The 24,063-nt window shown below is 67.5% G+C and carries 21 protein-coding genes; 10 read left to right on the top strand and 11 right to left on the bottom strand.

Going from position 1 to position 24,063, the window contains the following annotated elements; genetic code table 11:
* The 4 genes from VIG90_RS18160 to VIG90_RS18145 form a co-directional block, all read right to left on the bottom strand.
* A partial coding sequence (locus VIG90_RS18160; protein WP_331594931.1) for a hypothetical protein occupies positions 1-346 on the bottom strand: 346 nt, incomplete at its 3' end.
* Entirely contained in the window at positions 343-3,105 is a 2,763-nt protein-coding gene (locus VIG90_RS18155; protein WP_331594930.1) for a DUF4159 domain-containing protein, read from the bottom strand. The genes VIG90_RS18160 and VIG90_RS18155, both read right to left, overlap by 4 nt.
* A complete protein-coding gene (locus VIG90_RS18150) occupies positions 3,102-4,010 on the bottom strand; it encodes a DUF58 domain-containing protein (protein WP_331594929.1) in 909 nt (302 codons plus the stop codon). The genes VIG90_RS18155 and VIG90_RS18150 overlap by 4 nt, the downstream gene beginning before the upstream one ends.
* Before the next feature lie 9 nt (positions 4,011-4,019).
* A complete protein-coding gene (locus VIG90_RS18145) occupies positions 4,020-5,021 on the bottom strand; it encodes a MoxR family ATPase (RefSeq protein WP_331594928.1) in 1,002 nt (333 codons plus the stop codon).
* 128 nt (positions 5,022-5,149) lie between these two features.
* Between VIG90_RS18145 and VIG90_RS18140 the strand changes: the two genes are divergently transcribed.
* The 4 genes from VIG90_RS18140 to VIG90_RS18125 are packed head-to-tail and all read left to right on the top strand — an operon-like array spanning position 5,150 to position 8,002.
* A complete protein-coding gene (locus VIG90_RS18140; RefSeq protein WP_331594927.1) occupies positions 5,150-5,737 on the top strand; it encodes a DUF1285 domain-containing protein in 588 nt (195 codons plus the stop codon).
* Positions 5,734-6,423, top strand: coding sequence for a CoA pyrophosphatase (locus VIG90_RS18135; RefSeq protein WP_331594926.1), 690 nt, complete (start codon positions 5,734-5,736; stop codon positions 6,421-6,423). Before VIG90_RS18140 ends, VIG90_RS18135 begins: the two co-directional genes overlap by 4 nt.
* Entirely contained in the window at positions 6,420-6,683 is a 264-nt protein-coding gene (locus VIG90_RS18130) for a hypothetical protein (protein WP_331594925.1), read from the top strand. Before VIG90_RS18135 ends, VIG90_RS18130 begins: the two co-directional genes overlap by 4 nt.
* Positions 6,684-6,688: 5 nt before the next feature.
* Positions 6,689-8,002, top strand: coding sequence for a CCA tRNA nucleotidyltransferase (locus VIG90_RS18125; RefSeq protein WP_331594924.1), 1,314 nt, complete (start codon positions 6,689-6,691; stop codon positions 8,000-8,002).
* Between the two features lie 15 nt (positions 8,003-8,017).
* On the opposite strand, the gene VIG90_RS18120 is transcribed toward VIG90_RS18125, so the two are convergent.
* Positions 8,018-9,499, bottom strand: a complete 1,482-nt coding sequence (locus VIG90_RS18120) for a hypothetical protein (protein WP_331594923.1) — start codon at positions 9,497-9,499, stop codon at positions 8,018-8,020.
* Between the two features lie 70 nt (positions 9,500-9,569).
* A complete protein-coding gene (locus tag VIG90_RS18115; RefSeq protein ID WP_414695523.1) occupies positions 9,570-10,796 on the bottom strand; it encodes a TIGR04063 family PEP-CTERM/XrtA system glycosyltransferase in 1,227 nt (408 codons plus the stop codon).
* A 225-nt stretch (positions 10,797-11,021) separates the two neighbouring features.
* Here VIG90_RS18115 and VIG90_RS18110 point away from each other — a divergent pair, with 225 nt between their 5' ends.
* A complete protein-coding gene (locus VIG90_RS18110; RefSeq protein ID WP_331594922.1) occupies positions 11,022-12,437 on the top strand; it encodes a glycosyltransferase in 1,416 nt (471 codons plus the stop codon).
* Between the two features lie 42 nt (positions 12,438-12,479).
* Positions 12,480-14,201 (top strand): asparagine synthase-related protein, encoded by a 1,722-nt coding sequence (locus tag VIG90_RS18105; protein WP_331594921.1) that lies wholly within the window; start codon positions 12,480-12,482, stop codon positions 14,199-14,201.
* Positions 14,202-14,283: 82 nt separating this feature from the next.
* Here the strand turns inward: VIG90_RS18105 and wecB are convergent, their stop codons facing one another.
* The 5 genes from wecB to VIG90_RS18080 form a co-directional block, all read right to left on the bottom strand.
* Positions 14,284-15,393, bottom strand: coding sequence for a non-hydrolyzing UDP-N-acetylglucosamine 2-epimerase (gene wecB, locus VIG90_RS18100; RefSeq protein ID WP_331594920.1), 1,110 nt, complete (start codon positions 15,391-15,393; stop codon positions 14,284-14,286).
* Between the two features lie 112 nt (positions 15,394-15,505).
* Positions 15,506-16,852, bottom strand: a complete 1,347-nt coding sequence (locus VIG90_RS18095; RefSeq protein ID WP_331594919.1) for a putative O-glycosylation ligase, exosortase A system-associated — start codon at positions 16,850-16,852, stop codon at positions 15,506-15,508.
* 378 nt (positions 16,853-17,230) lie between these two features.
* Positions 17,231-18,121 carry a hydrolase 1, exosortase A system-associated gene (locus VIG90_RS18090; protein WP_331594918.1) on the bottom strand — a complete coding sequence of 297 codons (891 nt, stop codon included), beginning with the start codon at positions 18,119-18,121 and terminating at the stop codon, positions 17,231-17,233.
* Entirely contained in the window at positions 18,118-18,909 is a 792-nt protein-coding gene (locus VIG90_RS18085) for a hypothetical protein (RefSeq protein WP_331594917.1), read from the bottom strand. The genes VIG90_RS18090 and VIG90_RS18085 overlap by 4 nt, the downstream gene beginning before the upstream one ends.
* Positions 18,906-19,184, bottom strand: a complete 279-nt coding sequence (locus VIG90_RS18080) for an acyl carrier protein (RefSeq protein ID WP_331594916.1) — start codon at positions 19,182-19,184, stop codon at positions 18,906-18,908. The genes VIG90_RS18085 and VIG90_RS18080 overlap by 4 nt, the downstream gene beginning before the upstream one ends.
* Positions 19,185-19,314: 130 nt before the next feature.
* On the opposite strand from VIG90_RS18080, the gene VIG90_RS18075 reads away from it, so the two are divergent.
* The 4 genes from VIG90_RS18075 to VIG90_RS18060 all read left to right on the top strand — a co-directional run bounded on the left by VIG90_RS18075 (position 19,315) and on the right by VIG90_RS18060 (position 23,783).
* Positions 19,315-20,025, top strand: coding sequence for a hypothetical protein (locus VIG90_RS18075; protein WP_331594915.1), 711 nt, complete (start codon positions 19,315-19,317; stop codon positions 20,023-20,025).
* Positions 20,022-21,650, top strand: a complete 1,629-nt coding sequence (locus tag VIG90_RS18070) for an acyl-CoA ligase (AMP-forming), exosortase A system-associated (RefSeq protein WP_331594914.1) — start codon at positions 20,022-20,024, stop codon at positions 21,648-21,650. Before VIG90_RS18075 ends, VIG90_RS18070 begins: the two co-directional genes overlap by 4 nt.
* Positions 21,647-22,891 (top strand): pyridoxal-dependent decarboxylase, exosortase A system-associated, encoded by a 1,245-nt coding sequence (locus VIG90_RS18065; protein WP_331594913.1) that lies wholly within the window; start codon positions 21,647-21,649, stop codon positions 22,889-22,891. Before VIG90_RS18070 ends, VIG90_RS18065 begins: the two co-directional genes overlap by 4 nt.
* A 295-nt stretch (positions 22,892-23,186) precedes the next feature.
* Complete coding sequence (locus VIG90_RS18060) at positions 23,187-23,783, top strand: XrtA/PEP-CTERM system exopolysaccharide export protein (protein ID WP_331594935.1); 597 nt, start codon at positions 23,187-23,189, stop codon at positions 23,781-23,783.
* Positions 23,784-24,063: the final 280 nt, after the last annotated feature.

Here is a 24,063-nt window from a genome sequence, read left to right as displayed (position 1 = left end):
CCGCGGGCCGTCCGGCGGTCTCCACCACCCGCCAGTGCAGGTCCGGGCCTGATGCTGCGCGCAGCGCCTCGATGGCCGCCTGCGCTTCGGCCCGCCGGTCGCCGATGGCCATGCTGTCGGAGGTGTCGACGATGGCAACGGCCACGTCAGGCTCGTGCCGCCGCTCCTCGATGCGCTTGATCGGCTGGGCGAGGATGGCGAAGGCAACCGCCGCCACCGCCAGCCGGGAGAGGCCCGCCGCCCAGCGCCTGTGCCACAGGGCGGCAAGGCCGGGCAGGGCCAGCAGGATGACCAGCAGCCACAGCGCCCAGCCGGGCACCAGCGGATCGAGCGCCCACGCCGTCATCGCTTGCGCTCCGGCAGGCGATCGAGGATCGCCTTCACATGCACCTGATCGGCCTTGTAGGTGCCGGTCAGCGCGTACATCACCAGGTTCACGCCGAAGCGCAGCGCCCATTCCCGCTGGCGCGGCTCCACCCCGTCAGGGCTGGCCCAGGCTCCCGCCCAGTCCGCGCTGCCCATCACCACGCTTGCCACCGCGCCATCGCCCCCGCCTTCTGTGCCGCCTTCGGTTGCGGCTTCCACCCACACGGCCTGCCCCTGCACCCGGCCGGGGTAGCGGTCCAGCAGGTAGAAGCTCCGGGAGAGCACATGGTCGCTGTTGAGCGGGGCAAGGCGCGGCAGGCCGAGCGGCTGAAGCACGGCGCGCACGGCAGAGGGCGGCGGCGGGTTGCTGCCAAGGTCCACCACCAGCAGCCCGCCGGTGGAAAGGTAGGCGGCCAGCCGCGCTGCGGCCTCCGGGGAAAGCGGCTTCGCGCCGGTCAGCGGCCAATAGAGCATGGCGTAGGTGCCGAGCTCGTCCCGCTCCAGATTGACGGGCTGCGGCGGCCCGGCCCGCACGGCGGTGCGAGTGCCCAGAATCCGCGTCAGCATGGCCAGCCCGTCCCGGGCGCGGCTGTCCAGCAGCGCATTACCGGTCGCCACATGGCCCAGCAGTACCGGCTCCACCGCTGCGGCCGGAGGCGAGCCCGGCCGGTCCTCCAGCGGCAGGCCGGGCGGGAAGATCTGCGCCCCGGCCGGGTGCGGCAGGGCCATCAGCGCAAGGGCAACGGCGGTAGCGGATGCCGCAGCCCGGGCGGCTGACGGCCGGGGCAGGCGCAGGTTCAAAAGGCGGGCAAGGCTGAGGAAGCCGTCGATCGCCGCCAGCACGAGGCCGAGGATCAGCAGCGGCGTTGCCAGATTGACCGGTGCGCGCACCCCGTCCGCGCTGGCAACGGGCAGCCCGGCTTCCGGCACCACCGGCTCGAAGCGGAACAGCGGAGAGATCGGGCCATTGCCCTGCATCAGGTTGAGCGCCCGGGTGACTGTCCCGGCACGATAGAGCCCCGGCGGGGTGAGGGGGCTGGCGGCGGCGTTGTCCCAGACTTCCGGCGCCACCTGCCGGGGCTGGCGCGGGTTTGCCAGCGCGCCGTCCGCATCCAGCGCGGTCTCCAGCGCAAAGCTGCCTTGCGGCGCGCCGCCCGGCTGGCTGGCCCGGCCCAACAGCGGCAGGAAGCGGCGCAGCATCTGCTCGAACAGGCCGGAGAGCGGCAGGTTGGTCCAGCGCGGATCGGCGTTGGCGTGCACCATCACCAGCGCGCCGGCGCCCACGATGCGGGCGGTGACCAGCGGCGTGCCGTCCTCCAGCCATGCCCAGCGCATCAGGCCGGGGGCGGAGGGGTCGGCGGCCAGCACCTGCCGGGTGATGGTCACTTCCGGGTCGATCGTCATGCCCGCCAGTGGGCCATTGGGCGCAAAGCCACCCAGCTTCTGCGGCTTGTCCCATGACAGGCGGGTGCCGACGGCGCGGGTGCCGGTCAGGAGCTGGCCCGGCGCGAGCCTGGTGCCGTTCTCCGCAATGCGCGGCCCGGCGAAGGTGATGGCGATGCCGCCCTCCCGCACCCAGCGCAGCATGGCATCCGCCTGCGCCTGTGTGGTGACCGGCAGGTCGAGAAACACGCGCAGGTTGGCCTCGGTGCGGGTCATGTTCTCCGCCGCCACCGCTTCCACGCTGGCGTAGGGCTCCAGCGCCCGGCGCACATAGTAGGCGGCGGACTGCAACGGGCGCGGCTCGCCCCGCCGCTCGCCCGAAAGCACCGCCACGCGCGGGTGCAGGCTGGCCGCATCCACCAGCGCCGTCGTGGCGGCAGAGCGGGACTCGTCCACTGTCAGGCGGCTGATGCGGGCAAGGTCTCCCACCGCCACCTTCAGGTTGACCGTGGCGGTGGTCTCGCCCGCCGGAAAGCTCACCGGCGCTTCGGCGCGCGGCCTGCCTGCGGTGTCAATCGCCAGCAGCCGCACGGTTTCCTCCGGCAGGCCCGAGGGGCGCACCATCTGCACCCGCCAGCCATCTGCCGTGCCCTCGTACTGGCGAATGGCGAACATGCGGGCCGGCACCACCAGCAGCCGCGCCCCTGCCACCCGCTCCAGCGCCTGCGCCAAGGGTTTCGCGCCTTCCACGCCCCAGCCGCCCGTCACCCACAGCGCCTCGTCCGCGCTGCCGGGCGCAAGGCGGGCAAGCGCACGGGCGGCAGCCTCCCGGTTGGCGGGCCACGGCTCGGGGGTCATCTGCTCCAGCAGGGCCAGCGCCGTCTTTGGCGTCACCCAGTCCGGCGTCCGGATCGGCCGGTTGGCGGCGGAGACGGCAGTGGCGGCCAGCGCGACGCGGGCCTCATCCCCCTCCAGCGCCTCGATGCGCGTGCGGGCGGCGGCCACCATTTCCGGCCAGCCCGGGGCGGACTGCCAGCCGTTGTCCATCACCACCAGGAGGCGTTCGGGGGCGGGCGTATCCGGCGTCGGGTCCCAGCGCGGCCCGGCCAGCCCCAGAAGAATAGCCGTCACCGCGCCAAGGCGCAGCACCACCAGCCACCACGGCGGGCGGGCCTGCGGCGGCGGCTGTTCCACCACCGGCCCCAGCAGCCGCACCGCCGGGAACACCACGCGCTTCGTCGGCGGCGGTAGGCGGCGGATAAGCCACCACAGCAGCGGCAGGGCCGCAAGGCCTGCCAGCACGGCCGGGGCCGCAAGCGTGAAGGGACCCAGGGAAAAAGAAGCTGGGGAAATCATCTGCGCGCACCGCCCCCAACTCCGACCCCGCCGATCAGCGCGGCAATGGCCGTGACCGCCTCCTGAACCGGCGTGTCCGTGCGGTGCAGCAGGTAGTGCCAGCCGGCGGTGCGGGCCGCGCCCTCGATGGCGTTCACGTGGTGGGACCACGCTTCGAGATACCGGGCGCGGGTCTGCGCGCTGGCATCGATCAGCCGGGGCTCCGCCTGCGGCGTCACGTCCACCAGCTCCATGCGCCCCTCGAACGGAAAGTCCGCCTCGGCCGGGTCGGCCACATGCACCACCACCCCGCCCGCGCCCTGTGAGGCCAGCGGCGCGATGGCCCCGATCCGGTCCGGCTCCAGAAAATCGCTGAGCAGCACCACCGTGTCGCCGGGGGCGAGGGGCGCGCTGTGCAGGGTGCCGGAAGCCTCGGCGCTCAGTTGCTCCAGCACCTGCCGCGCCTTGGCGGGCCGGGCGAGGCTGAGGGCGGCGCAGGCCTCCCCGCCCTCCTCGGCGGCAAGGGCAAGGGCCGCCGCAATCACCAGCGCCCGCTGGCGTTTCTCGGGCAGGCGCGTGGCGGCCGCGCGCGGCGCGCTGGCATAGTCCATGCTGGGGGCGGGATCGGCCCACAGTGCAAGGCGGGCGGGCAGCTCCCGCTCATGGGTGCGCACGTAGAGCGAATCGCTGCGGCCGGAGCGCCGCCAGTCCACCCGGTCCACCGCCTCGCCCGCCTCCAGCGGCCGATACTGCCAGAACTCGCTGCCCTGACCTGCCCGGCGGCGCGGGTGCGGACCCTGCCGCCAGCCGAGGCGGCCCATCTCCGGGCGCTGCAGCGACAGCGGACCCAGCAGCGCAGCCGCCCGCTCCGCATCCACCCAGAGGGCATTCGTATCGAGGGTGTGGCGATGCCGATCCGCCGCCATGAGGAGCGATCAGGCGTCCAGAAGCGGGACGGCGCCGCCGATGATGTCATCGACCGTCAGCCCCCGCGCCCGTCCGCCATAGGTCAGCGCAATGCGGTGGCCGAGCGCCGGAGAGAGCAGCGCCTCCACGTCTTCCAGCAGTGGCACCGCCCGGCCCATCAGGAACGCCCGCGCCCGTGCGCCTGCCAGCAGGGCCTGCGCCGCGCGCGGGCCTGCGCCCCAGGCGATGTCCGGCCGCTCGGGGCCGGGCCGGGTCGCGCGCACCACGCGCAGGATGCTCTCCACCACCTGTTCCGGCGCGGGCAGGCGGCGGATGAGGCTCTGCGCCTCCATCAGTTCTTGCGGAGAGAACAGCACCGGCGGGGCGGCTTCCATGCCGCCGGTCGTCGCCAGCAGGATGGCGCGCTCATCGTCCAGCGCCGGATAGTCGATCAAAATCTGGAACAGGAAGCGGTCGAGCTGCGCCTCGGGCAGCGGGTAGGTGCCCTCCTGCTCGATGGGGTTCTGCGTTGCCAGCACATGGTAGGGCTGGGGCAGGCCATGGCGCTGGCCCGCCACCGTCACCTGCATTTCCTGCATCGCCTCCAGCAGCGCGGACTGGGTGCGCGGGCTGGCGCGGTTGATCTCGTCCGCCATCAGAAGCTGGCAGAACACCGGCCCCTTCACGAAGCGAAAGGCGCGGCTGCCGTCGCTGGCGGTCTCCAGCACTTCGGACCCCAGAATATCGGTCGGCATCAGGTCAGGCGTGAACTGAACGCGCCGCGTGTCGAGCCCAAGCACCTGCCCCAGCGTTTTCACCAGCCGGGTCTTGGCGAGGCCGGGCACGCCCACCAGCAGGGCGTGTCCTCCGGCGAGCAGCGTCGTCAGTGTCAGGTCCACCACCTGCCGCTGGCCGATGATGGTGCCCTCCACCGCTTCGCGTGCGGCCAGTATGCGGGCGGAGAGGTCCGCCAGCCGGCGCTCCGCTTGGGCGTCGGGGGCAGAGGAGGGCTGGGCGAACTGGTTGAGCATCCACGCGGTTCCAACAAGAGGACAAGCTCTTATATAAGAGCGGGAACGATCACTGACCACAACCCCGGCACTGACCAAACTTGGCGGTTGCAACTCACCAACGATAACCCAGCGGAGCGAGGCGTTTCATGGCGGACCACCAGACAAGCCAGCCGGGCCAGTCCCTTGCAGATATTGCCCGCGCGCTGGCGGACAAGCGTCTGCCACCCGTAGAGCGCTGGAATCCGGACCATTGCGGCGATATCGACATGGTGATCCGGCGCGACGGCAGCTGGTGGTACAACGGCTCGCCCATCGGCAGGCCCGCCATGGTGAAGCTGTTCTCCACCGTTCTCCGGCGGGACGAGGACGAAAAATATTATCTCGTCACCCCGGTCGAGAAGCTGGGCATCACGGTTGAGGATGCTCCCTTCGTTGCGGTTGAACTGGTCAGCGAGGGGGAAGGCGAGGGGCGCTCGCTCGCTTTCCGCCTGAACACCGAGGATTACGTGATCGCCGGTCCTGACAATCGCCTGCGGGTCGAGGTGGACGGAAAAACCGGCGAGCCGCGCCCCTATCTGCATGTGCGGCGCGGGCTGGAAGCGCTGATCGGCCGCTCCGTGTTCTACGAGCTGGTGGCGCTGGCGCTGGATGAGTGCGGCGAGGCCGAAACGCTCGGCCTGTGGAGCAATGGCGTGTTCTTCCCGCTGGGAGAGACCAAGGGAGCAGAGGTGTGACGTTGCTTGCGGATGTGTCGATCGAGGTGGTGCGTCAGCGTCTGGTTCGCCATCAGCCGGCGGACTGCACCCTGCCGCACCGGGGCGACCATGAGCTGAACCCGGACATGCCGTTCCCGCTGGCGGATTCCGAACTGAAGCTGGCGGCCGTCCTCATTCCCATCGTGAACCGGCCGGACGGCCCCACCGTGCTTCTCACGCAGCGGGTGGAGACGCTGCGGGCGCATGCCGGGCAGATTGCCTTTCCCGGCGGCCGTCTGGATACGCCGGACGAGACGCCCTTCGCCGCGGCCCTGCGCGAGGCGCAGGAGGAAGTGGGGCTGGAGCCCGAGCGGGTGGAGATCATCACCTCGCTGGACTGCTATCGCACCCGCACCGGATACAACATCACGCCGGTGGTGGGCATCGTGCAGCCGGGCTTCTCGCTCACCCTGCAGGAAATGGAAGTGGCGGACGCCTTCGAGGTGCCGCTGTCCTTCCTCATCGACCCCGAGCGGCGGATTCGCGAATCGCGCGTATTTCAGGGCGTACCCCGTTTCTTCTATGCCATTCCCTACGGGCCGCGTTACATTTGGGGCGCAACAGCCGGAATCATTGTAAATTTGGCTGAAGTGCTGCTACCCCATGCAAAATCCGAGCCTGGCCTCGCCGGGCCCACGAAGAACGCGCAAGGAGCGATATCGTGATCTGGGTCATTCGCCTTTGCCTGTTTTTCCTGCCCTTCCTGCTGTTCTGGGCATGGTTGCGCTACAGCGGCCGCCTGTCCGGCCCGCGCCAGATCGGCCTGTTCGCGCTGGTGGCGGGCCTGCTCGTCGCCACACTGCTCGGGTTCGGGCTGGCGGCCAGCCTCACGGAATCCGGCGCGCCCGGTGATCAGTACATCCCGGCCCGTGAGGAGAACGGCAAGATCGTTCAGGGCCGGTTCGAGAAGCGCAATCAAGAGTGAGCGAGATGACCCGTCTGCCGCATCAGTCCTGGCTGGACAGTCAGGGTGCCCGCAGGGTGCTGGCCGCGCTTGATGCCGAGGGCGGCCAGACCCGCATCGTCGGCGGCGCGGTGCGCGATACGCTGCTCGGCCTGCCGGTGCAGGACGTGGACATGGCTACCCGCTTCCTGCCGGAAGAGGTCGTGCGCCGTCTGGAAGCGGCGAACATCAAGGCCATTCCCACCGGCATCGAGCACGGCACCATCACGGCGGTGGCCAACCATCAGCCGTTCGAGGTGACGACCCTGCGCCGGGACGTGACGACGGACGGCCGCCGCGCGACCGTCGCCTTCACTGATGACTGGAAGGAAGACGCCGCCCGGCGGGACTTCACCATCAACGCCCTGTTCGCCAATCCCCTGACCGGCGAGATCTTCGACTACTTCGGCGGGCTGGCCGACCTTGAGGAGCGGCGCGTCCGCTTCATCGGCAAGCCGCTGGAGCGCATTGCGGAGGATCACCTGCGCATCCTGCGCTTCTTCCGCTTCCACGCCCGCTTCGGCCGCGGCGCGCCCGATGCGGAAGGCTTCGAGGCCTGCGTTGCCCGCGCCAACGACCTCATGGCCCTCTCTCGCGAGCGCATTCGCGAGGAAGTGCTGCGCCTGCTTGCCGTCACCGACCCCACACCCACCGTCGAGCTCATGGTGCGCCACGGCGTGCTCGCCCCGGTGATGCCCGAGATCACGGCGGAACGGGTGGCGGAGCTGGGCGCGCTGGTGCTGGTGGAACGCTCGCTGGGGGACGTCTGCGCCCTGCGCCGCCTCGCCCGGCTGCTGCCGGAGGACGCGGACCTGCTGGATGACATCGGCCGCCGCCTGCGCCTCTCAAACGCCGAGCGCAAGCGCCTCCTTGCCATGGCGGAGCGCCGGTTCGACATGCCGGCCAGCCAGCAGCAGGCCGAAGCCGCCATCTACCGGCTGGGCTCGGAGACCTTCATCGATCGGATGATCCTGAAGCTTGCCGAGCAGGTGGGCGAGATCGGCGCGGCCACCACCCCCGCCGCCGAGGCGGAAGCCGCCGCGCAAGGCACGGACAGCCTGCTTGGCGTTGCCGCCCACTGGGCAGGCTTGGCCCGCAGCTACGCCCCCCCGCGCCTGCCGCTCTCCGGGCATGACCTGATGGAGCTGGGCGTGCCGAAGGGCCCCGACATCGCCCGCACCATGGGCCTCGTGCGCGAGCGCTGGATCGATGCCGGCTTCCCGGAAGATCCCGAAACCGTGCAGGCCCTCACCCGCGCCGTCCTCGCCGAATTCCCACCCCAGGGCGCGCCGCTGGGGTAGGGGCAGTTGGCCGCCTCAAAGCTCCGGCATCGGCTCGTCGACGGCCTGCTTGAGGTTGCGGATGGCGGAGGACAGGCGCTTGGCGGTCTCCGGGCTGGTGAGCGGCGGGTCAATCCGCTTGATCGTCGGTGCCGCGCCGGCCGGAGTGGCCATGCCATCGGCAAAGCTGTCGGCAACCGGTGCGCTCGGTGCGGCAACGATGGACTGGTTGAGGTCGCGCATCCGCTCGGCAAGGGCGATGAAGCGCTCCACCGTCTCGCGGCTGGCCTTGGCGGCGGCAGCCATCTGGTTTGCCGCCTGGCCGATGGCGGCAGTGCCGCCCGCCTCCTGCACCAGCATGTTCAGGGCCTGCTGCGTGGCGTCGCGGGTCTGGCTCACCTGTTCGGTGACGCTGTTCACCGCCGCCTCGGTCATGGAGCGCAGCTCGCCCGCCATGACACGGAACTCGCCCAGCAGCGTGTTTACCTGCTCGGCCTGCTGCTGTTGCAGGGTCTGCAGGGTGGAGGCGTAGCCGTCCGCCACCTGTGCGGTGTGGGCCTCGTGCGCTGCGCTCAGCCGCGCCTCGGTCTGGGCAACGGCATCCAGCAGGCCGCTCGCGCTGCGCTCAAGAGCGGACATGCTCTCTGCCAGCACGGCGGTGCGGGTTCCGGTTGCTCCCTCCAGCGCTTCCAGGAAGCGGGCGCACGCATCTTCCACGGCCGCCTGCGCGGTGCGTGACTGGGTGTCCGCCAGCTTCTCGGCTGCAGCAGAAAGCGAGTCCGCCACCGGTGCCAGGGCCTCGGCAATGCGATACTCCAGCCGGTAGGCGCTGGAGCCGAGCAGGCGGGTGCGGATGGCGGCAATCAGGCGGTCCAGCCGGGCGGCGACCGCGCCGGAGGTCAGCCAGTAAAGCAGCGCGGAGAAGAACGCGCCGCTTGCCGCCGTGACGAAGCAGCCGAGTGCCAGCACCGTGTTGCTCGGCGCGACGAGATCCAGCGCCTCGTAGAGCGCGCCGTCTATGGTGGCGGGGGATACGGTCTGGCCGTGAATGAGGCTGATCAGCGCGATGAGCGTGCCAAGGCCCAGCGCCGCCACCGGCAGGTGACGGAAGAACCAGGCGTCGGCGAACTGATTGAGCAGGGACCGGCCGGTCACGGTCGGCGCAACCGGCGTGCCCGGCTCCGCCGGAAACTGGGGAAGCAGGCTGCCGCCCAGCTTTTCGTTCACGGTGGTGAAGCTGGACTCTTCCGGATCCGCGCCGTCTTCAAGAGCGGCGCCGACCTGCGTTTCCAGCCCGATGAGGGGCATGGCCCAGCCGATGATCATCCACACCAGCGTGCCCAGAGCCACGGCGATGCTGGCCATCAGCAGCGGATCGCCCAGCGGCGCCCCGAAGAAGGTGGTGCCCAGGCCCGCTTCGGCGGCCGCTGCGGCCACATGCTCCCTGGCCCCGAGCAGCGCGGCGGCGAGCAGAACGGCGGCTGCCAAACCGATCCAGAAGTTGGTCTTGTTGATCATGGCTCAGCCCCCGTTCCTGTTTCCTGCTTCTTGCCGCTGCGGCTCTGGCCGCCTTGCGTTCCGTTGCTGCTCAGGCGGCCAGTCTGCGAGCCTGTCTGGCCGCCAGCCGCTCATACACCGGCACATAGTTCTCCACCGTGCGCGACCAGGTCTTTTCTTGCGCGACATAACGCCGTGCCACCTGCCTGCGCTCCTCCCAAAGTTCCGGGTGCGCCAGCAGGTCCAGCACGCTGGTGGCCAGCGCCTGCGGATCATCGGCGCGGAACAGCGTTCCGGTCTGGCCGTCGGTGATCAGCTCATGGTGCCCGCCGACGTCGGAAGCCGCGACGAGCTTGCCCTCCGCCATGGCCTCCAGCGGCTTGAGCGGCGTCACCAGTTCGGTCAGGCGCATGCGCTTGCGCGGATAAACCAGCACGTCGATGAGGCTGTAGTAGCGGTCCACCTCCGCATGCGGCACCCGGCCGGTGAAATGCACATGTCCCTCAAGGCCCAGCGCCTTCGCCTGCGCCCGCAGGGCTTCATCCATCGGGCCGCCGCCCACCAGCAGCAGGTGCAGGTTGGAACGCGCTCGGATCATTTCTGGCATGGCTGCCAGCAGCACATCCAGCCCCTCGTAGTCGTAGAAGGAGCCGATGAAACCGATGATGCTCGCTCCCTGAAGGCCCAGCTGCGCGGCCAGGGCCTCGTCGCGCGGACGGCCCGGCGTGAACTGCTCCGCATCCACCGCATTGGGAACGTGGAACAGCTTGGCCGGGTCGATGCCCCGCTCCCGCAGGTCGCCCAGCAGGCCGTGGCAGATCGCGCCAACGGCGTCCGCCTGCTGCGCTGCGCGGGTTTCCAGCCAGCGGGTTGCCTTGTAGCGGGCGCTGCCTTCCTGCGTCGTGCCGTGGGAGGCGGCTGCGTCTTCCCAGAAGGCGCGAATCTCGTAAACCCAGGGCAGGCCGAATTTCCTGGCCACGCGCTGCACCGGAATGGCGTTCAGCACCGGGGAGTGGGCATGGAGAATGTCGGGCTTCACCTGCTCCACCAGCGCGGCCAGCCTGCGCGTGGTGGCGTTCACTTCCGCAATCTCGCGCAGCACCGGCAGCTTGCTCAGCGCCGGGCTGATCGGCGGGGTGCGGTGAAAGATCAGGCCGTCAGCGGTTTCCGGATCGGGTCCTGGCCTTACATGACGGGGTGTGGTCAGATGAAACGTCTGCCAGCCGCGGCGGTTCTGCTCACGCAGGATGGAGCGGCTGCGGAACGTGTAGCCGCTGTGCAGGGGAAGCGAGTGATCGAAGACGTGCAAAATGCGCATAATAGGGAGCAGCAACCTCTGACAGGGGCGTTCGGCCCGTTGTAGCCTATGGTTCATCGCACAGAAAGATAGCTCATCCTACTTGTGCGTTCAGGTCGGCATGCAGCATTTTTCATGAACTTCTTGGCTTTTTACAGGTTTAGCTTGGCTGCGGTCTTGATCATCCCAAGGGCGGGTTGATAAGGAAGCCGATCGCCGGATTAATTTAACAGGTGCGGCACTCAGGTGGAAAACGACACACTCCTTGAAACCACCTTTACGCCCCCGGCACTTGCGCCGGAAGCGGGCCGACGCCGTATTCTGCTTGTCACCGGCTTTTTCCCGCCCTTTGCCCCGACGGCTTCCACCCGCGCGCCGACTCTCGCCCGGTACTGGATGGAGAAGGGCTATGAGGTGCGCGTGCTGGCCGCTCACAATCCGGGCAAGCCGCAGGTGCTGAGCCACAGCCTGCCCGAAGATGCGGTGCGCTTCGTGCCTTTCCCCGAAGTGAAGGCGCTGCGGGACGTGGCGGCCTACCACCTGTTCGGCCGCGTGCCGCCCGTGCAAGAGCCCGCTCCGGCAAAGGCCCCGGCTGCGGGCGTGGCGGGAGATGCCGGCAAGCCGGCTGGCGGCAAGGCGCAGGACGGGCCGCGCCTCAGCCGCCTGCCGTTTCGGCAGAAGCTGGCGGACCTGTACTGGGATCTGATGTTCATTCCCGACAAGCACCTGTTCTGGGTGGAGACGGCCACACGCGCCGGGCTGGAATGGACGCGCAGCTGGCGACCGGATCTGATCTATTCCAGCGGCCCGCCCCATTCGGGGCACATGATCGCGGCACGGCTGGGCAAGGCTTTGGATGCACCGTGGGTGGCGGAGCTGCGCGACGAGTGGGCGGGCAACCCCTACGGGCTGGAAAGCTGGATGCGCGCCGTCATCGAGCGTCGGCTGGAGCGGCAGACGCTCGGCCAGGCAAAGGCGCTGGTGGCGCTGACCGTCACCACCCGTCAGACGCTCATCGATACCTACGGCAAGCCCACCACGCTCTCGATGAACGGCTTCGATCCGGCTGACTTTGTCGGCCTCGAGGACGTGCCCGCGCTTGATCCGCACAAGCTGACCATCATGCACGCCGGGTCGATCTACATCGGCAAGCGCGATCCCTCGGCCCTGTTCGCCGCCACGGCGAAGCTCGGGGCCTTGAGGGACAAGGTGAGCCTGCTGTTCTATGGCGAGCAAGCGGATTCCCTGCAAAGCCTCGCCCGCCAGCATGGGGTGGAGGCGCAGGTCACCATCTCCCCGCCCATCGCCCGACAGCAGGTTCTGGAGCTTGAGCGCCGCACCGACGTGCTCCTGATGTGCCGCTGGAACAACCCGGCGGACGATGGCATCATTCCCGGCAAGCTGTTCGAGTACATCGGGGCCGAGCGGCCGATTCTCTCCATCGGTTCGGAAACCGGCGAGGCGGCCGATATCGTGCGCGAGGGCGGCTTCGGCGTCGTCTCGAACGACCCGGACGTGCTGGCGGAGCAGTTGCGGACGTGGATTGCCGCGAAGGAAACCAACCCGCGGTTGCCGGACGTGCGTAGCCCCCACAAGAACCGCTTTACCCGGGGCGGTCAGTTCGATTTGTTGGATCGTTTCCTTTCCGAAAGCGTTCTTTGACACCGTAACGCTCACTTCAGCCGTTAACGGGGTGAACACTTCATGACGATCTTCGCCGGTGTGTTCCGTCACGACCGCCAGCCCATCGACGAGAGCTGGCGCGGGGCACTTATCTCAGCCCTGTCGCGGCATCCGGAAGACATGCCTCAGGTGATCGACAGGCCCGGCTTGCTGCTGGCCAAGATCGATATCGGCGCTTTTGGCGAACCGGCCTTTCTGGATGAGGGCAATGCCGCTGTTGCCGCTGGCGAGCCGCTGGTTTCCGGACCGCCCGCCGCGCCGCGCCAGCAGGATCTGGAAACGCTGCTGAAAGCGCACATCAAGGGCGACGCCGCGCCGTTCCTAGAAGCGCGCGGCACCTATGCCGCCGCGCTCTATGATCTGAACGCGCACCGCCTGTGTCTCTCCAACGACCGGCTTGGCGTGCGCACGCTCTACTGGGCGCAGGTTGGCGGATGTCTCGTCTTTGCCACGGCGCTGCGCATCTTCGATGCCCTGCCGTTCGTGCCCAAGCGCGTGGACAACGGTGCGCTGCATGAATGGGTGACCATCCACTACTGCTTCGAGAATCGCACGCCCTACGCCGGCATCTTCATGCTGCGCGGCGGCGAGCGCGTGGTGGCCGATTCCTCCGGCACGCACACGGTCATTGACTGGGCGTGGGATCAGGTGCCGGACGACAAGCCGGTCACGCCAGAGGCGGTGGACGAGCTTTACCAGTTGTTCCAGGAAGCGGTTGATCTGCGCGCCCGTGGAGACCGGGGCGCGCTGGCGCTCCTGTCCGGCGGGCTTGATTCCCGCATGATCGTGACCGAGCTGTGCCGCCGGGAAATGGACGTGCGGACCCTGACCCTGACCTGGCCGCGCTCGCTCGATGCGGTTCTGGCCGAGCAGTATGCTGAGGCCCTTGGCACCCGCCATGCCATGTCGGAAGTGCCAAGGCCGATGCCGCATGACATCAGCCATTACACCGAGAAGGTGTACAAGCAGGACGCAGGCTTCCGGGACGTTCCCGATACCCGACCCGGTCTCGTGTGGGCGGGAGACGGCGGCAGCGTCTGTCTGGGGTATGTGAACACCACGCCCAAGCTGGTGGAGGCGCTGCGCAACCGGCAGTACCACGAGGCCGCCCGCATCCACGTCGAGCGCAAGTTCATGCGCCTGCGCTCCACCCTGCTCAAGCGGGAGGAGCGGGAGCGCTTCAACCGCTACTTCGAGGATCGCATCGCGGGCATTCTCAGCAGCTTTGCGGGGCGTGACCCGGGCCGCGCCGTGCAATGGTTCATGCTGACGACGCAGGAGCGCTATCAGGTCACCGGCCTATATGAGAACAACGACCTGTGCCGCATCGAGTATCTGATGCCGCTGTTCGATCCCAAGCTGGCCGCCGCCTTCCAGCGCTTCCCGCTGGATGAGTGCGTCGGGCACAAGCTCTATGACAAGTGGATGGACCGCTTCCCGCAGGTTGTGCGCGCCGTGCCATGGCAGGCCTATGCCGGGCACATCGCTTCGCCCCTGCCGCTGCCGGATGCCGATATCCAGTGGCAGCCGCTGAGTGCGGATTACCACGAGCAGCAGCGCCGCAGCGCGCTTGCCCGCTATAAATCCGTGAAGGATTCCGGCGCGTCACGCCCGCCGTTCATCCGCCCGGAGGTGGAGCTGGCGGCTCTGCTGTTCACCCGCTGCGGCCACAGCAAGCTGGCTTACCTGCTCGATTCCGCCAGTGCCTACCGCGCCTGGTGGTCTGCCCGGAGCGATCTGTAAGCGATCCTGCCTGCCAGACCAAAAACGAAGGGGCCCATGCGCGTCAGCACATGGGCCTCTTTTGCGTTGTCAGGCGCGTGTCCTACTCGGCTGCCTGCCGCAGCGCCGAGCGGCGGCGCAAGTCTTCAAGGCAGCGCTGGGCGGCCTTGCCGTCCCACAGGTCCGGGCGGCGACCGGAGGGCCACTTGCCATCCAGCACGGTTTCCACCGCCGTCAGCAGGTCTTCCGGCTTCACCAGACGATTGGTGCCCTCCGTCACGGTGACCGGGCGCTCGGTGTTCTCGCGCAGCGTCAGGCACGGAATGTCCAGGTAGGTGGTCTCCTCCTGCACGCCGCCGGAATCGGTGATGCACAGGCGGGCGTTGCTGACCAGGCTCATGAACGGGCGGTAGCTCACCGGATCCACCAGCTTGACGCCCGCCGCTTCCAGTCGGCCGAACAGGCCGAACTCGTTCAGCTTGTTGCGCGTGCGCGGGTGAACCGGGAAGATCAGCGGCAATTGCTTTGCCACCTTCTCCAGCTGGGCGACCAGCGGCTCCAGCGTTTCCATCCGGTCCACGTTGGAGGGGCGATGCAGGGTAACGATGCCGTAGTTCTTCGGCGTCAGGCCATGCTGGGCCGGGGCGTTCTCCGCCTCGATGCGCTCGCGCAGCAGCTCGTAGCTGTCGAGCATGATGTTGCCGACGCGGGTGATGCGGTCAGCCGGAATGCCTTCGCGGGCAAGGTTCTCATCGCCATCGGGCGACGGGGTCCACAGCACGTCCGAGAGCACGTCGGTGGCGAGGCGGTTGATCTCCTCCGGCATGCGGCGGTCACCGCTGCGCAGGCCTGCTTCCAGATGCACCACCGGAATCCACAGCTTCGCGCCGGTCATGGCGCAGGCAACGGTGGAGTTCACGTCGCCTACCACCACGAGCCAGTCGGGGCGCTCGGCGAGCGCCACCTTCTCGTAGGCGATCATGACGTTGCCCACCTGCTCGGCGTGGCTGCCGCCGCCCACGTTCAGGTGGTAATCGGGCTCGGGCAGGCCGAGGTCGACGAAGAAGGCGTCGGACATGTTGAAGTCATAGTGCTGCCCGGTGTGGATGACCTTCGGCGTGAAGTCGCCGCTGGCTGCCAGCGCGTGATAGAGCGGCGCAACCTTCATGAAGTTCGGGCGGGCGGCGGCAATCAGATGAACGATGGCAGGCATGAAAACCTCTTGGCAGGGAAGCGGACAACTCAAACGGCTGCGCTGCGGCAGCGTAAAGCATGAGACCTGTTGATTGACAAACGGTTAGACTGCTCAGGCTGGTTGGGCCGGATCACTCCGCCGGCCCCCGGTTCGGCAGGACCGGCTGGCCGACCGGCACCCCGGCAGGCCGCGGCCGGTTCAGGCCAAAGGCTTTGGGAGGTGGCGCAGAGGCGGCTGCCTGCTCCTTCAGGATTTCCTGCACGATCATGCTCAGCGCCATGGCGATGCCGACGATCTGGAACGACAGGTCGAAGCTGGCCACCTCAAGGAAGGCACCGCCCGTTGCATAGGCGACGATACTGGCCTGCATCATGCTCGATAGGTCGCCCGCCCAGTCGAGCCCGTTTTGTCGCGCCAGTTTTCGCGTGTGCCCGAAGCTGAAGAAGGCCGCGGCATACAGGAACAGGAAGAGGAACAGCCCCACATAACCGTGCTCGCCCAGCACCTCGAAGTAGATGGAGTGAGAGGCGCGCAGCGTGATGTTCTCCGGCAGCAGGCCTGCCGACACGTCCCGCATCCGGTAGGCGCGAAAGCCGATGCCGAGCGGATAGTTGTCCGCCAGCTCGATGCCGTAGCGCCACATCTGCAGGCGACCCATGGCGGAGTTGTCTTCCTCGTAGGTCTGCACCGTGTTCATGCGGTCCCACCAAGTGTCGGGCATGAAGCTGACGGTAAAGGCCGACATGACGATCGCGGCAGCCAGCAGCCCGGCCCGGTGCCGGGAGGTAAGGATGAGCCACAGGCCGACGATGGCGATGGCGATGAAGCCGCCGCGTGACTGCGAGCCGATGACCGATACGGAGGCGCCCAGCATGCCGCCCAACCCGCCGAGCCGGAGCAGCTTGTGCGGCGCGTGGAGGTGAATGAAGCGGAAGATAGGAATGGACATGACCAGCGCCAGCGCGAGGTCATTGCGGTCCTGAATGAAGGTGCCGATCGGCCCCATGACGTTGAACTGGCCGCCGGTGGCCAGCGTGAACGCGCCGCCCTTCATGGCGTAGAAGCCGAAGGAGCCGCCGATGGCCAGGATCAGCATCATCATGCGGTGACGGGTGGTGATGAGAATGGGCACCATGAGGCCAAGGAGCATGGCCTTCATGACGGTGCTGAACTTCTCCGTTGCCAGCTCATGGTTCTGTGCGAACACCGTCGTCAGGCACACCCACAGCGCATACATGATGAAGGGCGCCAGCACCGGGTGAGCCGGGAAGCGCTTCTTGTCCCGGCTGAACAGGGCCGAGAGGATGGTTGCGCCCGCCACCACGTCCAGAAACGGGAAGCGCGTGGCAAAGCCGTACACCAGCCGGTGCGGGTACATGAACGACAGCCACGACCATGCCAGAACACCGACAAAGGCGCGTTTGAAGATCAGCGGAACGGTGGCCATCACCAGGATGGCGACGAATAGACTACCCAACGGCTCTCTCCCCGTGGAGCCATCCCGGCGCACCGGCCCGGCCGGGTCCGCGCCCGTTTGTCTCGATCACTTCCAGCATGCCAGAGTTTGCATGCCCCTTGTTCCGCAGGTATTCTAACATTATCTTGGCTGCAACAGCGTATTTGCGATCCAATGGCTTAGCCCCGCCGGGGCAGAGCGGGAGGGGAAGGAAAGCATGACCACCATTGCCATCGCGCTCACTTGCATTGCCATGTATGCCCTTTTCGTCTGGGCCATCCGGGAAGACAAACCGGATGCGCCCGAGAATACTCCTGAGAAATAGTCGCCCATCGCTCGACGTCGAGCCCTTGGCCCCACGGATTGCCCGCTTCGCCTCAGGCCGGCTCGTGCTTGACTTCAGGCAAGCTCGCGCTCCAGGGCCGCCATGCGGCGCGCAGCACTCCGGCATTCCGCAAGGAAGGCGGCCTTGGCGGTTTGGGGGCTGCAGGTGTGATCCGCCCCGCCGATCTCCTGAATCGTCACGTTCGGCCGCTCGAGAATGGCTTTCCAGGCCGGCCAGTGCGTCGCCGCCTGAAACGTGGCGGCCGTGCGGTCATGGGTCGAGAGAATGAAATGGATCGGCCCGGTGAAGCCGCTGAGGCTGGCGGCCATGCGATGGGAAAGCGGCAGGATTGCCGGACGCGGCCGGGCGCGCAGGCGATCGAGCGCAACGCGGCCTAGAGACCGGATCGCCCGGCCCAGTTCGATTTCCCCGCGCAGGAGCCGCCCGAGCTGCCGCGGATCGCGCATCCGCCGGCGGTAATGGTGCATGACGAGGCTGTTTTCCTGATCTTCCTGGTCGATGGTCCACGGATTCATCAGGATCAGACCGGTCAGGCGCGGCTCGTGCGGGGCCAGCAGCGCCAGCGCAGAAGCTCCGTCGCACAGACCATAGCCGATGCAGCCCTCAACGCCGGTCTCCTCAACGAGCGCGTCGATTGCAGCCTGAATGTCCGGGCCTGACATCTCGAAGCCGACATCCGTGCCGCTGCTGTCGCCAACGCCCCGCCGGTCGAAGCGCAGGGTCGGCAGGCCGTCGGCGGCCAGCGCTTGCGCGAGCTCCACATGGCTGCGGTGCGGACCGGAGCGCACCTGTACGCCGCCGCTGACGATGAGGACCCCGGTTCTGGCAGCAACAATCCCTGAAGAAGGGTGCAGCACGCCCACCAGCGCGTCGCCCTCGCACGGGAAGATCAGAGGCTTGTTGTTCGGCATCGTGGCGGTCTGGCTCAGGGCGGTCTGGCTCATGGCCGGGTCTCCACCATGTCGATCAGCGCAGCGGCCAGCTCCACGGGCTCGGCGGGCTCGTAGGAGTTCCACGGGGCCTCGGCCGCAAGGGTGCGCCGCCCGTCGACGACAGGCAAGGTTTCCGCGCCGGGGGCGGTCAACTCCAGCCGCTGCACCGGTACGTTCGCGGCCGACTCCAGCAAGGGAGCAAGCTTGAGGGTATTGATGTGGTTCACCAGCTGCGGACCCATCTCATATCCGGCAACTTCTACGGTTTGGCCGCTGTCGAGTTGCGTCTGGAGGTAGCTGAGGGTGATGCGCGGGCCGATTTCCAGCGAAGCGGCAGACCTGATGCGCAGCCAGTGGCGCATGTGCATGCGCCCATCTTCCACCGGATCGAGCAGAAGCAGGGACTCGGCCGGCAGCCCTTGAGCCAAAGCATCGGCCGCCAGCAGGCCGCCGAGACGGATGCCGACCAGCCGAACGCTGAGGCCCCGTTCCGCCAGATATCCGGCGCAGGCGCGCACGGCATCAAGCCAGCCGGTCCATGTCGCCTCGCGGAACGGCAGGGGGCTGTCGCCCGTGCCGGGAAGGTCAGGCAGCAGGGAGGCGATGCCGCGCGCCGCCAGCTGCTGGCCCGCAAGGGCCATGAGCCGCCGGGTGCGGTTCATTTCCTCGGCAAAGGGAGGCACGAACAGCACAGCAAAGGGCTGCGCCGGAACATTCGGTGCGGAATCGCGCCAGATGGCAGGAATGTCTCCTGCCGGGCCGGGGATACGCTGGTACTCGGGCCACCCGGGGCGGCTCAAGCCGCCACCTTCTCGGTGAGGAAGGCCGAGAGGCTGCCGAACGTCTCGAAGATGTCCGCGCTCACGTCTTCATCGTCGATCATGATGTCGAACCGCTCTTCCAGCGCCGTCAGAAGCGTTGCGATGGCCATGGAGTCCAGCTCCGGCAGGGCGCCGAGCAGCGGGGTCTCCGGCGTCAGGTCCTCGGCGCGCGCGCCAAGGCCCAGCACGCTGGCGAGCAATTCGCGCAGGCGCGCCTCGACGGCAGCATCGGACTTTGCGATAAGCTGAGACATAGGCATCATCGCCCTCGGATTCTTTCGCCACGAAACCGCGCGGTTATACTCGCACGATGCTTGAACGCACAACATCCTTAGCGCAGCAAAAATCCTTCAATAGGGGCGTTTCGCCGGAGATGGAGGTATCGTGACGCGCCTTGCACCGCCTGCCGCTCAAAAACCGTCAACCGAAAGCGTGCGGCTGAGCGGTCAGCTGGAGCGTTGCGCCACCCTGTCGTGGCGCACCACCCGAGTCTGCGGCTTCATTCCGGGCCTCGCTTTTCACCGCTACATCTTCACGGCCGTTCCGCGTGCCGCCTTGCCTGCCATGCCGCGCGGCTACACGGTGCGCACACTGAGCGAGGCGGAATGCCGTCAACTCGACCTCGGCACACCGCCCGATGTGGTGGAGTACCGGCTGGGGATGGGCTGCTCGGCCCTGGCGGCCTTCAACCGCAAGGGTGATCTGGTGGGGGCTTTCTGGCTGACAGAGCGGCCCTTCCGGGAAGACGAGATCGACCTACTCTATGACACGCAAGGGCAGGGTGCGTGGGATCTGGGGCTGTATGTGCCGCCGGAGCATCGCGCCACCCGGGCCTTTGCCGCCCTCTGGGCTGGCGCCGGGGAATGGCTGGACGCACGGGGATTAGGCTGGTCGTTCAGCAGGATAACCGACTATAACGCCGCTTCGCTTTCGGCCCATGCCCGGCTACAGGGCTGGCGATTGGGTACGGCATGGGCATTCAGCATGGGGAAGTGGCAATTGACCGGATCATCGCTCCTACCGCGTCCGCGGTGGCACCGGGTCGGCGGCAACACGCCGGTCATCCGACTGACGTCGCCGCTGAGGGCCGTATGACCTTGCTGTCTGGAAACCCGCTTTCTGAAACCGTGGATGGCCTGCTGTCGCAGGGGGCGGCCCGCTGGGCGGAGCGCCCCGCGCTTGCTGATCGGCGGCAGGCGCTGAGCTATGCCGCCTTCGACGCGCTGGCGAGCAAGGCCGCCCGCGGGTTCCTGTCGCTCGGACTGGAGACGGGCGCGCGGGTTGCCATCTATCTCGGCAAGGATGTGGAGGCGGTCGCCGCCATGTTCGGTGCAAGCCGCGCGGGCGGCGTGTTCGTGCCGGTCAATCCTGTGCTGAAGGGCAGGCAGGTCCGCTACATTCTCTCCAACTGCACCGTTGATATCCTCGTCACCTCGCCCGAGCGCTGGCGTGCGCTGACGGAAGCAGACGCAGTGCCGGAGACGGTGCGCCGCGTGGTGCTGACCGGCGCAGGTCCGGCTGATGCTGCGGACGAGCGCCTTGTCGGCTGGGCGGCTCTCATCAACTCTGCAGATGTGGGTACCGTGGTAACGCCGCGCCCGCGCACGGCGGAAGACGTTGCGGCCATTCTCTATACGTCCGGCTCCACCGGCAGTCCCAAGGGCGTGGTGCTGCCCCATCGCAGCCTCGTGACGGGTGCTGCAAGCGTTGCGCAGTATCTGAACCTTACCGAGGAAGACCGGGTGCTGGCGGTGCTGCCGCTCAGCTTCGACTATGGCCTGAACCAGATCACCTCCTCGCTGCGGGCGGGCGCGAGCGTGGTGCTGCTGGACTATCTGTTCGCCGGGGATGTGGCCAAGGAGGTGGCGAAGCACCGCATCACCGGCCTTGCGGGCGTGCCGCCGCTGTGGATGCAGCTGGCCGCCGCCAAGTGGCCGGAAGAGGCGCGTCTCTCCTTGCGCTTCTTCACCAACTCCGGCGGACGGATGCCGCGCACCCTGCTGGAGAAGCTGCGCGCCCTGCTGCCGAACGCCACGCCGTACCTGATGTACGGCCTGACCGAGGCCTTTCGCTCCACCCACCTGGACCCCTTGGAGGTCGACCGGCGGCCCGACTCCATCGGCAAGGCCGTGCCTTTTGCCGAAGTGCTGGCGGTACGGCCGGACGGACAGGAAACCGCTCCCGGTGAGCCGGGCGAGCTGGTGCATGTCGGCCCCTTCGTGGCGCTGGGCTACTGGGGCGATCCGGAGCGCACTGCCCAGCGGTTTAAGCCCGCGCCGGCCTGCGCGAAGACGGCGCAACCGGGCGAGATGGCGGTGTGGTCCGGCGACATGGTGGTGCGGGACGAGGAAGGCTTTCTCACCTTCGTCGGCCGCAATGACGAGATGATCAAGACCTCCGGCTACCGCGTCAGCCCCACCGAGATCGAAGAGGCGCTCTATGCCAGTGGCCTCGTTGCCGAGGCGGTGGCGGTCGGCGTGCCGGATGAAACCCTGGGGCAGGCCATTGCCGTGATCGCGGCCCCCGCAGGCGATGAGCCGGAGCCGACGCAGGCGGTGCTGGAGTACTGCCGCCGCGAGATGCCCGCCTATATGGTGCCGGGGCGAATTCTCTGGCGGGACAGCCTGCCGCGCAACGCCAACGGCAAGCTGGATCGTGCTGCCCTGAGCGCTGCCCTGACCGAGATGATGACCAATCCTGTGGAGGAAACACCTGCATGACCGCGCCTGCCCATGGAGAACAGCGTTACTGGCCTCAGGGCTTCGGCGTCACGGCAAGCGGTGTGATGACGGTGGGCGGCCGCCCTGTCACGCATTGGATACACGAAGCCGGGCGCACGCCGCTGTTTCTTTATGACAGCGCGCTCATCGCTGCGCGCATCGCTGAACTGCGGGCGGTCCTGCCAGAGCGGGTGCATCTGCATTACGCCATCAAGGCCAATCCCATGCCGGATGTGGTGAACTTCATCGCTCCGCTGGTGGACGGGCTGGACATCGCCTCCGGCGGCGAGCTCGAGGTGGCGCTGGCCAGCGGCATGGAGCCCCGGCACATCAGCTTTGCCGGGCCGGGCAAGCGCGATGGGGAACTGGCCCGTGCCATTGCGGCGGGCGTGGTCATCAATCTGGAATCCGAGGGAGAGATGCGCCGCGCCGCCCGCCTGGCCCGCGAGATGAAGCAGCCCGCCCTTGTGGCCGTGCGGGTGAACCCGGAGTTCGAACTGAAGGGCTCCGGCATGCGCATGGGCGGCGGAGCCAAGCCCTTCGGCGTCGATGCGGAGCGCGTGCCCGTCATGCTGGCGGAGCTGGGTGAACTTGGTCTTGAGTTCGAAGGCTTCCACATTTTCACAGGCTCGCAGAACCTCTCCGCCGAGGCGCTGATCGACGCGCAGGACAAGGCGCTGGCCCTGGCGGCGGAGCTGACCCGTCATGCGCCCCGGCCGCCGCGCTTCGTCAACATCGGCGGCGGGTTCGGCATCCCTTATGCCCCGGCGGATAAGCCTCTCGATTTAAATGCGGTGGGCACCGCTCTTTCTGCACGGCTCGACCGGCTGGAAGTGGAAATCAGCGGGTCGGAAATCACCATCGAGCTCGGCCGCTATATCGTTGGCGAGGCCGGTGTTTATCTGACGGAAGTGATCGACCGGAAGGTGTCCCATGGCGAAGTGTTCCTCATCACGGACGGCGGGCTGCATCACCAGCTGGCGGCCAGCGGCAACTTCGGACAGGTCATACGGAGGAATTACCCGGTGGTAGTTGCTACGCGCTATGATTCTCCACCCGAGGAATCTGCCTCGGTTGTGGGATGCCTTTGCACACCGCTCGATCGCCTGGCAGAGAAAATTCAGGTTCCCGTTGTGGAACCCAGTGATGTCATTTGCGTTTTTCTGGCGGGCGCTTATGGCTTAACCGCAAGTCCGACGCGGTTTCTTGGTCATCCTGAACCCGCCGAACGGCTGGTTTGAGGGTGGCGCAGGATCAACCTGGTCTTCTGGAGCCATGCTAGAGGTTCTAATTATTTCCCATGGCGGGCATCTACAATTTTAACCAATTTGAGTTAGGCGAATCTCATTGCGCAGGGTTCGCTGAGTTCATAGTTTGCAGCCTCGTGAATTCCTTCTACGGAATAGCGTGAGGTCTGCGCCGGCAAAGTGGCTGGCCGCTGCTGGAGCGGTTGCTGTTTGCAAGGGGGTAACAACAGTGACGTCATCGACTTTTAAAATTGCTGGGACTTTGAAGGTTGCCGGTCTCGTATCGTGCATGGCGCTGGCATTGGCCGGCTGCAGCTCCGGCCCGAAGGGCGAGCTGCCGTCTGCTCAGTTCGTCTCGCCGGCGGAGGGGCCGGGGCCGGACTACATCATCGGCCCGATGGATTCGCTCAGCATTTTCGTGTGGCGCAATCCCGAGCTGTCCACCGGCGTGACCGTGCGGCCGGACGGCCGCATCACCGTGCCGCTCATCAATGACCTGCCCGCCACCGGCAAGACGCCGACCCAGCTGGCCAAGGACATCGAGGAGCAGCTGAAGTCTTATATCCAGAACCCGCTGGTCTCGATCATCGTGACCGGCTTCCAGGGTCCGTTCGCGCAGCAGGTACGCGTGGTTGGCGAAGCGGCCAATCCGCAGGCCATTCCGTACCGCGCCAACATGACCCTGCTTGATGTGATGATTGCAGTCGGCGGCCTGACCGACTACGCATCCGGCAATCGCGCGCGTCTGGTCCGCTTTGACAAGGCGACCGGCCAGCAGCAGGAGTTCCGGGTGAAGCTCGAAAGCCTGATCAAGGACGGCGACACGGCGTCGAACGTCCGGATCGAGCCGGGCGACGTGATCATCATTCCGGAGAGCTTCTTCTGATCCGGACTGATGCCGGACAAGAGGCTCTTGCCTGCGACCGCCATGCTTCACCGGGAGCGATCCCGGTCGGAGCAGGCGGGCGAGTTGGTGCAGGCAAGCGGAGCGGCGGGGGGATCCGCCTGTAACCGGATGCCGACCTGTCCATACGTAGACGCCTTGTACGGGGCGTAAACGGGACATTCACAGTCAGTGCATAGTCTTGTCGCGGACGGCGAGTTTTTCCGGAACGGGTTTGAACCGCACGGCTCGGATCTAGCGAGTGCATGCCAGCAGTGGGCGC

It is taken from the genome of Pedomonas sp. (genome assembly GCF_036515995.1).
In the GTDB taxonomy this organism is placed as follows: Bacteria; Pseudomonadota; Alphaproteobacteria; order Sphingomonadales; family Sphingomonadaceae; genus Pedomonas.
The sequence above is the reverse complement of the archived record's forward strand: the minus strand, read 5'-3'. Positions and strand labels throughout refer to the sequence as shown.

What these genes read in the sequence shown, in the direction of transcription:
- VIG90_RS18065 (WP_331594913.1), top strand. Translation starts at nt 21,647, where the DNA reads ATGACCGCGCCTGCCCATGGAGAACAGCGTTACTGGCCTCAGGGCTTC.
- wecB (WP_331594920.1), bottom strand. Translation starts at nt 15,393, where the DNA reads ATGCCTGCCATCGTTCATCTGATTGCCGCCGCCCGCCCGAACTTCATG.
- VIG90_RS18115 (WP_414695523.1), bottom strand. Translation starts at nt 10,796, where the DNA reads ATGCGCATTTTGCACGTCTTCGATCACTCGCTTCCCCTGCACAGCGGC.
- VIG90_RS18155 (WP_331594930.1), bottom strand. Translation starts at nt 3,105, where the DNA reads ATGATTTCCCCAGCTTCTTTTTCCCTGGGTCCCTTCACGCTTGCGGCC.
- VIG90_RS18080 (WP_331594916.1), bottom strand. Translation starts at nt 19,184, where the DNA reads ATGTCTCAGCTTATCGCAAAGTCCGATGCTGCCGTCGAGGCGCGCCTG.
- VIG90_RS18150 (WP_331594929.1), bottom strand. Translation starts at nt 4,010, where the DNA reads ATGGCGGCGGATCGGCATCGCCACACCCTCGATACGAATGCCCTCTGG.
- VIG90_RS18125 (WP_331594924.1), top strand. Translation starts at nt 6,689, where the DNA reads ATGACCCGTCTGCCGCATCAGTCCTGGCTGGACAGTCAGGGTGCCCGC.
- VIG90_RS18070 (WP_331594914.1), top strand. Translation starts at nt 20,022, where the DNA reads ATGACCTTGCTGTCTGGAAACCCGCTTTCTGAAACCGTGGATGGCCTG.
- VIG90_RS18145 (WP_331594928.1), bottom strand. Translation starts at nt 5,021, where the DNA reads ATGCTCAACCAGTTCGCCCAGCCCTCCTCTGCCCCCGACGCCCAAGCG.
- VIG90_RS18090 (WP_331594918.1), bottom strand. Translation starts at nt 18,121, where the DNA reads ATGAGCCAGACCGCCCTGAGCCAGACCGCCACGATGCCGAACAACAAG.
- VIG90_RS18060 (WP_331594935.1), top strand. Translation starts at nt 23,187, where the DNA reads ATGGCGCTGGCATTGGCCGGCTGCAGCTCCGGCCCGAAGGGCGAGCTG.
- VIG90_RS18105 (WP_331594921.1), top strand. Translation starts at nt 12,480, where the DNA reads ATGACGATCTTCGCCGGTGTGTTCCGTCACGACCGCCAGCCCATCGAC.
- VIG90_RS18120 (WP_331594923.1), bottom strand. Translation starts at nt 9,499, where the DNA reads ATGATCAACAAGACCAACTTCTGGATCGGTTTGGCAGCCGCCGTTCTG.
- VIG90_RS18140 (WP_331594927.1), top strand. Translation starts at nt 5,150, where the DNA reads ATGGCGGACCACCAGACAAGCCAGCCGGGCCAGTCCCTTGCAGATATT.